The following is an 11,819-nucleotide window of genomic DNA, read 5'->3' on the forward strand; positions in this document are numbered from 1 at the left end:
AAATGGACAAGGAAATAATGGCAGAAGTCAGGATACAGGTATAACAAAAGCAAAGTGTACCTTTAGGAATTAGAGAGGATGTAAATAAGTGGTATTACGAGAAGAATTATTAAATGGAATGAATCCGCGTCAAAAAGAGGCTGTTATCCATACTGATGGACCTCTTTTGATTATGGCAGGTGCTGGGAGTGGGAAAACCAGAGTGTTGACCCATCGCATAGCTTACTTGATTCAAGAAAAAAACGTCAACCCATGGAATATATTGGCTATCACGTTTACCAATAAAGCAGCAAAAGAGATGAAAGAACGTGTCAGTCGCTTGATTCGAGATGGTGGAAGTGAGGTATGGGTTTCAACTTTTCACTCGATGTGTGTACGAATCTTGCGCCGTGATATCGATCGGATTGGGTATACACGTTCTTTTACGATCAGTGATCCAGGCGAACAGCAAACTCTGATGAAGCGCATTATGAAAGAGCGTGACATTGATCCGAAAAAATTTAATCCAAGAGCGATTCTTGCTGAAATCAGCAATGCAAAAAATGAACTGCTGACAGCAGAACAATATAGAGAAACAGCAGCGTCTTATTTTCAAAGGATAGTAGCAGACTGCTATGATGATTATCAAAGAGAACTGCGTCGCAATCAAGCAGTAGATTTTGATGATTTGATTATGTTGACAGCTCGCTTGTTTAAAGAAAGTCCTGAAACGCTGCAGTATTATCAAGCAAAATTCCAATACATCCACGTAGATGAATATCAAGATACCAACCATGCTCAATATACATTAGTTCAATTATTGGCAGATCGATTCCGAAACATTTGTGTCGTAGGGGATGCTGACCAAAGTATTTATGGATGGCGCGGAGCTGATATGGAAAATATTTTAAACTTTGAAAAAGACTATTCAGATGCAAAAGTGGTATTATTGGAACAAAACTATCGTTCTACTAAATACATTCTTCAAGCAGCAAACGACGTTATCGGCAACAATGCCAATCGAAAAGAGAAAAAATTATGGACAGATAACCACGATGGAGAAAAAATCTCTTATTATCGTGCCCAAAGTGAAGGTGACGAATCTCGGTATGTCGTTTCAAAAATCCAAGAAGAAATGAAAGAAAACAATCTGAATTATGGGCAGTTTGCTGTACTTTACAGAACAAATGCTCAATCACGTAAGATTGAAGAAAGTTTGCTGCAATCGAACATTCCTTACAAAATGGTCGGAGGACATAAATTCTACGATCGTAAAGAAATAAAAGATGTCTTAGCTTATTTGCGTCTTATGGCAAATCCGTCTGATAATATGAGTTTTGAACGCGTGGTAAATGTACCTAAACGTGGAATCGGTCCAGGAACGGTAGAAAAGTTGAGAGCTTTTGCAAACCAATATGATTGGTCGTTGCTTGAAGCAGCTCAAAATGTAGCTTTAACAAGTATTACAGGAAAAGCATCTAAAGCATTAGAAGGCTTCGGCCTAATGATGAAAGACTTGCAGAAAATGCAAGAATATTTACCGGTAACGGAATTGGTAGAAGAATTATTAAAACGCAGCGGGTACAAAGAATCGTTAGAACTTGAAAAAAGTTTAGAATCAGAATCTCGCCTAGAAAATATTCAAGAGTTCTTGTCTGTTACACAACAGTTTGAAAAAGACAATGCAGGAGGAGAAACAGACTTATTGACGTTCTTAACAGATCTGTCTCTTGTATCGGATTTAGACAACTTAGAAGCAGAAAATGGTGAAGTGACTTTAATGACACTTCATGCAGCTAAAGGATTGGAATTCCCTGTCGTCTTCTTGATTGGAATGGAAGAAGGCATCTTTCCTCTTTCTCGTGCTATGATGGAAGAAAACGAACTGGAAGAAGAACGTCGTCTAGCTTATGTAGGAATCACTAGAGCTGAACGGAAGTTGTATTTGACAAATGCTTATTCTCGAGTATTGTACGGGCGTACGCAAGCTAATACTCCTTCACGATTTATCCAAGAAATCAGTGATGATGTAATGGATTTGATGCACAAAGAAACGACATCTGTTCCATTCAGAAGCAATGCACCATTTATCAATAAAGAAAGACGTGCGAACAGCACACCTTATCCGACTCAGGCTCCAGTTTCCAGCAAAGTCAGCAGCGGAGCGGATAAAGTTGAGTGGAATGTTGGCGATAAGGCTATGCACAAAAAATGGGGTGTTGGTACAGTGGTCAAACTTACTGGAAATGCCGATAATTTACAATTAGATATCGCTTTTCCAGCTCCTACAGGTATCAAACGTCTATTGGCTGCTTTTGCTCCAATAGAAAAAGTCCAATCATAAAAAATGTACTGAATTTAATCCATAAATATGAAAGTCTACAAACTAATAAAGAAAGAAGGGATTTATGTGACTGACAACACAGGAAACTACTCTCCGACGAATTTATCCTTTGAAGAGGCTACAAAAAGAGTAGAGGAATTAAGAGACGTCTTAGACCGATACAGCCACGAATATTATGTATTGGATAAACCTACAGTAACAGATGCGGAATATGATCAGTTATATAGGGAGCTTGTCAGTCTAGAAACAGCTTATCCTGAATTGATCAGCGGAGATTCGCCTACACAACGAGTTGGCGGAACGGTTCTTCCGGGATTTGAAAAAGTGACTCATGACATTCCGATGCTGAGCCTCGGAAATGCTTTTGGTGAACAGGACTTATTAGATTTTGACCGTCGAGTAAGAAAATTGACAGATAAAAAAGTGGAGTACATTTGTGAATTGAAAATCGATGGACTAGCTCTTTCTTTAAAATATGAAGAAGGAAAGCTGGTGCGGGCTGCTACTCGAGGAGATGGAGTAGTGGGAGAGAATGTGACCCAAAATGTTCGTACTGTAAAGTCAGTTCCTTTAAAACTAAAAAAACCTTATTCTATTGAAGTACGCGGCGAGTGTTATATGCCGAAAGAGTCTTTTGTAAAATTGAATATGGAACGTGAGGAAAATGGAGAAGACATTTTTGCCAACCCTAGAAACGCAGCAGCTGGCGGATTGAGAAACTTGAATCCAAAAGAAACAGCCAAACGTAATTTAAATACGTTCATGTATACTGTTGCTGATTTTGGAGAAATCGATGCAGTCAGCCAGTCTGATGCTTTAGATCAATTAGATACTGTTGGTATCCGAACAAATCATGAACGCCGTGTTTATAAAACGATTGAAGAAGTGTGGTCATATGTACAAGAATTCCAAGAACACCGAAGTGGTCTGCCTTATGATATTGATGGTATCGTCATTAAAGTAAATGATTTTGAAGCTCAAAAGGATATCGGCTATACGATAAAAGCTCCACGTTGGGCGATAGCGTATAAGTTTCCAGCTGAAGAAGCCCATACAGTCGTCCGAACGATCGAATGGACCGTTGGAAGAACAGGAGTAGTGACACCTACAGCTATCATGGATCCAGTGCAATTAGCTGGAACTACTGTACAAAGAGCTAGCTTGCACAATGTAGATTTGATCAAAGAGCGTGATATTCGCTTGTTTGATACTGTGGTGGTCCATAAAGCTGGGGATATCATCCCTGAAGTGACAAGGGTGGTAGAAGATTTGCGTCCAAAAGACAGCGTTCCTTACGAATTCCCGACACATTGTCCCGCTTGCGACAGCGAGTTGGTGCATTTAGATGAAGAAGTTGCTTTGCGCTGCATCAATCCGAAATGTCCTGCACAGATTATTGAAGGGTTGACTCATTTCGTATCTCGTAATGCAATGAACATTGATGGATTAGGAAATAAAGTCATTATCCAAATGTATGAAAAAGAATTAGTAAAAGATGTGGCGGATTTGTACAGTTTAACGTATGATCAACTAGTCACTTTAGATAAAATCAAAGACAAGTCTGCAAATAATTTGCTGAATGCTATTGATGCTAGTCGAGGCAACTCATTAGAACGTCTGATTTTCGGATTGGGTATTCGCAATGTGGGGGTAAATGCAGCGAAACTACTAGCGGAAGAGTTTGAAACGGTCGAGAAGCTGCAACAAGCAAAAGCTGATGATATAATAGCTATTGAGGGCATTGGTACGATTATTGCAGAGAGTGTAGTAGCATTTTTCGAGCTTCCGGAAGTGGCTGAGCTGATCAATGAGCTCAGAGTAAAAGGTGTTAACTTGAAGTATCTTGGAAAGAAAAAAGAAGTAGTAGAAGAAAGTGATTCATATTTCAATGGAAAAACAATTGTCTTGACCGGGAAATTAACTCACTTTACGCGTGAAGAAGCTAAAGAACGAATTGAGAATCTGGGCGGAAAAGTAACTGGAAGTGTATCTAAAAAGACTGACTTTTTAGTCGCTGGAGAAGATGCAGGAAGCAAATTGACAAAAGCGCAAAGTTTAGAGATTCCCGTTTGGAACGAGGATCAATTGTTGGAAACATTAGAAGGAGAGGAATAAGAGTTTGAAAAGCAAACTACTCATGTTACTTGCAGGAAGTGTATTGTTCTTTACTGCATGTGCAGCTCCTGGGGAAGAAAACACAGGGGAAACAACAACGGACAGTTCAGAAACTGAACTGGCAGCAGAAGAGGCTACAAGTACTTCGCGTCAATTATCTGATGAATACTATCGCTCACTGATCACCGATGGCCAATATCAAACTAGTGCAAACAGAGGGGCCACATTAGGAACAAATTCGAACTACAATCTAAAAGCATTTGAAACGGGATTATTGGAAATCTCTCAAGAGCATTTTTCAACGGATAATCACTTGATACAAGAAGGTCAATATCTAGACAGCAGTACAGTAAACAAATGGCTTGAACGTTACCGACCAGAGGGAAAAGGGTTTAATCAGTATGGAGATCCTATTACAGTGGATGAAAAAAGCCAAAACCTTGAAGGATTGAATCCTCAACACAATGGGAGCAAAGAGCCGGACGAACGGACACCCATTTTTCTAGAGTCTATTTTGGAACAAAATTACGTTACTGAAACAGAAAATGGCTATAAACTTTCTGGGATCAGCATAGGGTTGGCAATGAATACAGTCGATTATTATCAAAAGAAACAATTCGATGCAACTTTTGAAACAAAAATCAGCGAAGAAGAACTGATACAACAAGGGAAAGAAATGGCGGATAAAATCATTGAGCGTATGCGCCAAATCGAAGGATTGGAAGAAATTCCAATCGTTGTAGGGATCTTTAAACAAACTCCGCAAGACAGCTTGGCTGGAGGTTCATATGTAGCGGAAGGTGTCAGCGAAAACGGCAGCAATTCAGTCGGCGGATGGACTAATCTGTCAGTTAAAAAGCTGGTCTTTCCATTGCAAGGAGGCGAAAGTACGGAGTTGAATAGTTTCCAAAACTTCAAATCTGAAGTAGAAAGTTTCTTCCCGAACTTAAGCGGGGTTACTGCAGAAGCAACGTATATTGACGATACATTGGTCAAAATGAAAGTTGATATAGTGACTCAATTTTATGGAGAAACAGAAGTGATCGCATTTACGCAACACGTTTACGATCAAGCAGTGAAATTTTTACCGCCAAATATCCCGATCGAGATCACTGTCTCTTCTATGAAAGGCATTGAAGCTTTCCTAGCAAGAGAGACGGGAGAAAACCAATTTTACAGTCATGTATTTGATTAAAGCATTTAACGTTAAATCAAGATGAATGATTCGTTTAAAGTGAGAACAAAGACCAAGTATCATAGGGTTCACTGTTCTCACTTTTTTATTTTGTGATTAAAAAGAAAAAATTCTATAATGTATTCTTTAAATGTGCGCTTTTAAAGAATTCTCCTTGTCAAATCAAAGAATTCATAGAGTCTGTACGCGGTTTGTGATATTATAGGAAGGAAGTTTTAAATCTGTGAACTTTTAGAAAGTGAGTGAAATAGCAAATGGTTGTAACTGAAGAAGATATCAAACACGTTGCAAAATTAGCAAAGTTGGAGATTCCAGAAGATGAGATTGTAAAATTTACTGAACAAATGGATAAAATTATCGCTATGGTCGAGCAGTTAAGTGAGTTGGATACAGAAGATGTACCTGTTACAACACATGGTATGGCAACTTCCAGTGTCATGCGTGAGGACAAAGCAGTGCCAGGAACTGACCGTGATAAATTGTTTGAAAATGTAAAACGCCATGAGAATGGATTAGTGAAAGTACCCGCAATGATAGATAATTCGGAAGGAGATGCATAAGATGAGGTTGTTGGATCATACATTAGAAGAACTGCATACCATGCTGGTAAATAAAGAAACAACAGCAGAAAAAATTATGACTGCAGTTTTTGCCCGCATCGCCGAGACGGAAGATCAAGTGGGTTCATTTATCACGTTAACTGAGGAAGAAGCTTTAGTTAAAGCTCGTGAAATGGATGAAGCTGGAATTGATCCGGAAAACATCCTAGCAGGATTGCCTATCGGGATCAAAGACAACATTGTTACAGAAGGAACGCTGACAACTGCTGCAAGCCGCATGTTGGAAGATTTTATCCCAATCTACGATGCTACAGTTACAGAAAAAGTTAAAGAGTCTGGTATGATTTCAGTTGGGAAACTGAACATGGATGAATTTGCGATGGGTGGAAGTACAGAAAACTCTTACTTCAAGCTAACACGCAATCCTTGGAATCTGGATAAAGTACCTGGTGGATCTTCAGGTGGTTCAGCAGCAGCTGTTGCAGCAGGACAAGTTCCAGTTTCTTTAGGAACAGATACAGGGGGTTCCATTCGTGAACCTGCAGCTTTTACAGGTGTAGTGGGAATGAAACCGACTTATGGACGTGTGTCTCGTTTTGGTTTGATTGCTTTTGGTTCAAGTTTAGATCAAATCGGACCTTTTACACGTAATGTAAAAGACAATGCGATTGCATTGAATGCTATCAGCGGTCACGACCCTAAAGATGCTATGTCTTATACTGAAGAAGTGCCTGATTTTACTAAGGGCATTACAGACGGTGTTAAAGGAATGAAAATCGGTGTGCCGAAAGAGTACATGCAAGAAGGCGGGCTTCAAGTCGGCGTGAGAGAAGCTGTTTTAGAAGCTATTGAAACATATAAGAAATTAGGAGCAATCGTTGAAACGGTTAGTTTGCCGCATTCTAAATACGGAATTCCTGCTTACTACATCATTTCTTCTTCGGAAGCTTCTTCCAACTTGCAACGTTTTGACGGAGTACGCTATGGTTACCGAGCTAAAGATGTAGAATCTTTGGAGGAATTGTATGTTAAAACACGTACAGAAGGTTTCGGACCAGAAGTTAAACGTCGTATCATGTTAGGTACGTTTTCATTAAGTTCTGGATTCTATGATGCTCATTTCAAACAAGCTTCTAAAGCTCGTACGTTGATCCGCAGAGACTTTGAAAATGTGTTCGAAGAGTACGACTTGATTTTAGGACCTACTACAACGACAACTGCTTATGGTATCGGTGAACAAATCGATGATCCAATCGCAATGTATTTATCAGATATCCTAACAGTACCGGTAAACTTAGCTGGAGTTCCTGCAATTTCTATTCCTTGTGGTTTTTCAGACGGCATGCCTGTTGGATTGCAGTTGATCGGAAAACATTTCGATGAAAAAACAATCTACCAAGCAGCATATGCATTTGAGCAAGCAACAGAATTCCACAAGGCAAGACCAAATTTGTAGGAGGAGAGACGAAACATGAATTTTGAAACAGTAATCGGACTAGAAGTCCACGTAGAATTAAAAACCGACTCTAAAATGTTCTCACCATCTCCAGCACATTTTGGAGCTGAACCGAATACCAACACAAACGTTATCGACTGGGGATACCCAGGTGTTTTACCAACGATCAATAAAGGCGCTGTAGATTACGGTATCCGTGCTGCATTAGCTTTAAATTGTGAAATCTCACAAGATACAAAATTTGACCGTAAAAACTACTTCTATCCAGACAATCCAAAAGCTTACCAAATTTCTCAATTTGATAAGCCGGTTGGGCACGATGGATGGATCGAGATCGAAGTCGAAGGCAAAAAGAAAAAAATCCGTATTGAACGCGTTCATTTAGAAGAAGATGCTGGGAAAAACACTCATGGTACAGACGGCTATTCTTATGTTGACTTAAACCGTCAAGGAACGCCTTTGATCGAGATTGTTTCTGAAGCAGATATGCGTTCGCCGGAAGAAGCTTATGCTTATCTTGAAGCGTTGAAACAAATCGTTCAATATACAGGCGTAAGTGATGTTAAAATGGAAGAGGGATCAATGCGTTGCGACGCAAACATCTCTATTCGTCCATTTGGACAGGATGAGTTTGGAACAAAAACGGAATTAAAAAACTTGAACTCTTTCAACTTTGTACGCAGAGGTTTAGCATTTGAAGAAAAACGCCAAGAAAAAGTATTGCTTGCTGGCGGCGTTATTCAACAAGAAACTAGACGCTATGATGAAGCAACAGGTGAAACGATCTTGATGCGTGTGAAAGAGGGTTCTAGTGACTACCGTTATTTCCCAGAACCAGATCTTCCAAACTTATACATTGAAGACGAGTGGATCGAAACGGTAAGAGAAACGATTCCTGAAATGCCTAAAGAGCGTCGTTTGCGTTATGTAAAAGACTTTGGCTTATCTGATTATGATGCTGGGCAATTAACAGCGACTAAAGAAATGTCCGATTTCTTTGAAGGAACGATTGCTAATCAAGCGGATGCGAAACAAGCAGCCAACTGGTTGATGGGTGAGGTATCAGCTTATTTAAATAGTGAAAAACTAGAATTGCACGATACGAAATTGACTCCTGAGAACTTAGCAGGAATGATTAATTTGATTGCAGATGGAACGATCAGTTCAAAAATCGCGAAAAAAGTTTTCCGTGAGTTGATCCAAAATGGCGGAGATGCAAATGAAGTCGTAGAAGCAAATGGCTGGGTACAGTTAAGTGATCCATCTAAATTATTGCCGATCATCAATGATATTTTAGACAACAATGCGCAATCCATTGAAGATTTTAAAAATGGAAAAGACCGTGCGATAGGATTCCTCGTTGGTCAAATAATGAAAGCTACTAAAGGACAAGCAAATCCTGGTGTAGTGAATAAATTGTTGAATGAAGAACTGAGCAAACGGTAATTTTGGAAAGAAGGTAAAACAGATGCGTGCGAGAATTATTTATAATCCAACATCTGGGCGCGAATTGCTGAAGAAAAATTTAGTAGATATCTTGAGTGTGTATGAAAGTGCTGGTTATGAAACCAGTGCTTTTGCTACAACGCCTGAGCCCTTTTCAGCTCGGAATGAAGCGGAAAGAGCAGCAAAAGCAGGTTTTGATTTAATCGTGGCTGCTGGCGGGGACGGAACAATCAATGAGGTTGTGAATGGATTAGCCGGTCTAGAAAAAAGACCTAAAATGGCGATCATTCCTGCAGGGACTACAAATGATTATGCTAGAGCGTTGCATATCCCGAGAAATGATCTGATCGCTGCAGCAAAAATCATCGAGAAAAATCAGACTATCCATATGGATATTGGACAATCAATCACACAGAAACAAATGTCTTACTTTATCAATATTGGTGCAGCGGGCTATTTGACTGAACTGACGTATGAAGTTCCATCGCAATTAAAATCCGTTTTTGGCTACTTAGCTTATTTTGTTAAGGGTGCTGAAATGCTGCCTCGTGTTAAAGCTGTTCCTATGCGAATCGAATATGATGAAGGTGTTTTTGAAGAAAGTGCTTCGATGTTTTTCGTCGCCTTGACCAATTCAGTCGGTGGTTTTGAACAGCTGGCTCCAGACGCTCGATTAGACGATGGCAAGTTCACCCTAATCATTGTTAAAACGGCCAATTTATTAGAAATCTTCCGTTTGATTGCTAAGCTCTTAAACGGAGCTAGACACATATCGAGTCCAAATGTCGTCTATGTAAAAACCAATAAAATCAAAGCACAAACAACGGATTCTACTCCATTAATGATCAATTTAGATGGAGAGTACGGCGGGGATTCGCCTGTTGAATTTATCAACTTGAAACAACACATCGAAATGTATGCAGATGTTGATTTGATTCCTTATGATGTAGAGGAAAAAGATGAGTTCGCAGATGATGTGGAAGAAGCCTTCTTGAAACAAGTAGAAGAATTAACAGGAGAATTACCAGAAAACGAGCAAGAAAACAACGAATTGAAGAATTCTTATACAAATGATTCAGACGAATTGTAGAAAACAGGAAATCAACCGGCCGTTGCACATAAAAGAATAATCGCCCCAAAAATGTCTAGCATGTTTTTGAGTGGAAGGAGAATAAGGAATTGAAAAAAGATCAAACTATTCCAGTAAATAAAAATGAACAGCATACGGTTACTATTGAAGATTTAACATTTGAGGGTATGGGTGTTGCTAAAATAAATGGTTATCCATTATTTATAGAAGACGCTCTACCAGGTGAAAAAGTAGAGGTCAAAATTCACAAAACAGGTAAGAGTTACGGTTACGCAAAAGTGATGAACCGTTTAAATTCAAGTAAAGATCGTGTTCCTTTGAAAAATAGAAGCTATACTCGTGCAGGGATTGCACCATTGCAACATATGTCTTATGCTGCTCAATTAGCTTTCAAAAAACAACAAGTAGAGAATGTGATGCAACGTATCGCAAGAATGCCTGAAGTTCCAGTATTGAATACAATTGGAATGGAAGAGCCTTGGGGGTACCGCAACAAAGCACAAGTTCCAGTACGTAAAGTTGAAGGACTATTGACAACTGGATTTTTCCGTAAAAATAGTCATGACTTGATTCCTATGGAAGATTTTTATATTCAAGATCCAAAAATCGACGAAGCGATCATTGTAGTTCGAGACATAATGCGTGAATACGGAGTAAAACCATATAACGAGAAAGATGGCACTGGTAACTTGCGTCATATCGTTGTACGCAGAGGATATCATACTGGGGAAATGATGATCGTATTGGTTACACGTACAGCTAAATTGTTCCCGACAAGTAAAATCATTCCTGCTATCCAAGAAGCTTTACCAGAAGTTGTCAGCATTGTTCAAAATGTCAATCCAAGAGGAACTAACGTTATCTTAGGGGAAGACGCAATCGTATTGTACGGAGAAGATAAATATAGAGATGAATTGATGGGAAATACATTTGAGATTTCACATCGTTCATTCTATCAAGTCAATCCATTGCAAACGGAAAAACTGTATCAAACAGTATTGGATTTTGCTGCAATGACAGGTGAAGAAACAGTTATCGATGCTTACTGCGGTATCGGAACGATCACTCTTGCTTTGGCGAAAAAAGCTAAAGAAGTTTACGGAATCGAAATCGTTGAAATGGCAGTTGAAGATGCTAAAAGAAATGCTGCATTAAATGGTGTTGAAAACGTCACTTACCAACTTGGAGCAGCTGAAGAAGTTATGCTTAAGTGGGCGGAAGAAGAACGTACAGCTGACTTATTAGTTGTTGATCCGCCTCGTAAAGGGCTGGAAGGACAATTTATCGATGCTGTATTAGAAATGAAACCAAGTAAAATGGTTTATGTCAGCTGTAACCCAGCTACGTTAGCTCGTGACTTGGCATTATTAGCAGAGGGCGGATACAATGTGGAGAAAATCCAACCAGTAGACTTGTTCCCGCAAACAAACCATGTTGAGTCAGTAACGTTGTTGACAAGAAACTAAGCTTAAAGAAAAGCAAATCAAAATGATTAAGGCCGCGATACCGTGGCCTTAATCATTTTCTATTGTAAAAAACAATAATCAGTTGAAGACTACGAGAACGAACTGATGAATATTGGATTTGCTAAAACATAAAAAATCCGCTATAATTTTTAAGGTTAACAATAATTC

Annotated in this window: 8 protein-coding genes; all 8 read left to right on the forward strand. The window is 39.2% G+C overall.

Going from position 1 to position 11,819, the window contains the following annotated elements; translation table 11 throughout:
• Nucleotides 1-88: 88 nt before the first annotated feature.
• The 8 genes from pcrA to rlmD all read left to right on the forward strand — a co-directional run bounded on the left by pcrA (nucleotide 89) and on the right by rlmD (nucleotide 11,651).
• Nucleotides 89-2,323 carry a DNA helicase PcrA gene (gene pcrA / locus ACE025_RS03220; protein WP_485937409.1) on the forward strand — a complete coding sequence of 745 codons (2,235 nt, stop codon included), beginning with the start codon at nucleotides 89-91 and terminating at the stop codon, nucleotides 2,321-2,323.
• A 66-nt stretch (nucleotides 2,324-2,389) separates the two neighbouring features.
• Nucleotides 2,390-4,438: an NAD-dependent DNA ligase LigA gene (gene ligA / locus ACE025_RS03225; protein WP_485937411.1), complete on the forward strand. Its 2,049-nt coding sequence runs from the start codon at nucleotides 2,390-2,392 to the stop codon at nucleotides 4,436-4,438.
• Between the two features lie 4 nt (nucleotides 4,439-4,442).
• A complete protein-coding gene (locus ACE025_RS03230) occupies nucleotides 4,443-5,633 on the forward strand; it encodes a CamS family sex pheromone protein (RefSeq protein WP_485937413.1) in 1,191 nt (396 codons plus the stop codon).
• Between the two features lie 254 nt (nucleotides 5,634-5,887).
• On the forward strand, nucleotides 5,888-6,193 hold the full coding sequence (gatC, locus tag ACE025_RS03235) for an Asp-tRNA(Asn)/Glu-tRNA(Gln) amidotransferase subunit GatC (RefSeq protein ID WP_485937415.1): 306 nt from the start codon (nucleotides 5,888-5,890) through the stop codon (nucleotides 6,191-6,193).
• Nucleotide 6,194: 1 nt separating this feature from the next.
• Entirely contained in the window at nucleotides 6,195-7,649 is a 1,455-nt protein-coding gene (gene gatA / locus ACE025_RS03240; protein WP_485937417.1) for an Asp-tRNA(Asn)/Glu-tRNA(Gln) amidotransferase subunit GatA, read from the forward strand.
• A gap of 15 nt (nucleotides 7,650-7,664) precedes the next feature.
• Nucleotides 7,665-9,095, forward strand: a complete 1,431-nt coding sequence (gene gatB, locus ACE025_RS03245) for an Asp-tRNA(Asn)/Glu-tRNA(Gln) amidotransferase subunit GatB (RefSeq protein ID WP_485937419.1) — start codon at nucleotides 7,665-7,667, stop codon at nucleotides 9,093-9,095.
• A gap of 22 nt (nucleotides 9,096-9,117) precedes the next feature.
• Nucleotides 9,118-10,185, forward strand: a complete 1,068-nt coding sequence (locus tag ACE025_RS03250; RefSeq protein ID WP_485937421.1) for a diacylglycerol kinase — start codon at nucleotides 9,118-9,120, stop codon at nucleotides 10,183-10,185.
• Between the two features lie 89 nt (nucleotides 10,186-10,274).
• Nucleotides 10,275-11,651: a 23S rRNA (uracil(1939)-C(5))-methyltransferase RlmD gene (rlmD, locus tag ACE025_RS03255; RefSeq protein WP_485937423.1), complete on the forward strand. Its 1,377-nt coding sequence runs from the start codon at nucleotides 10,275-10,277 to the stop codon at nucleotides 11,649-11,651.
• Nucleotides 11,652-11,819 lie beyond the last annotated feature (168 nt).

The organism is Desemzia sp. AGC72 (assembly GCF_057334175.1).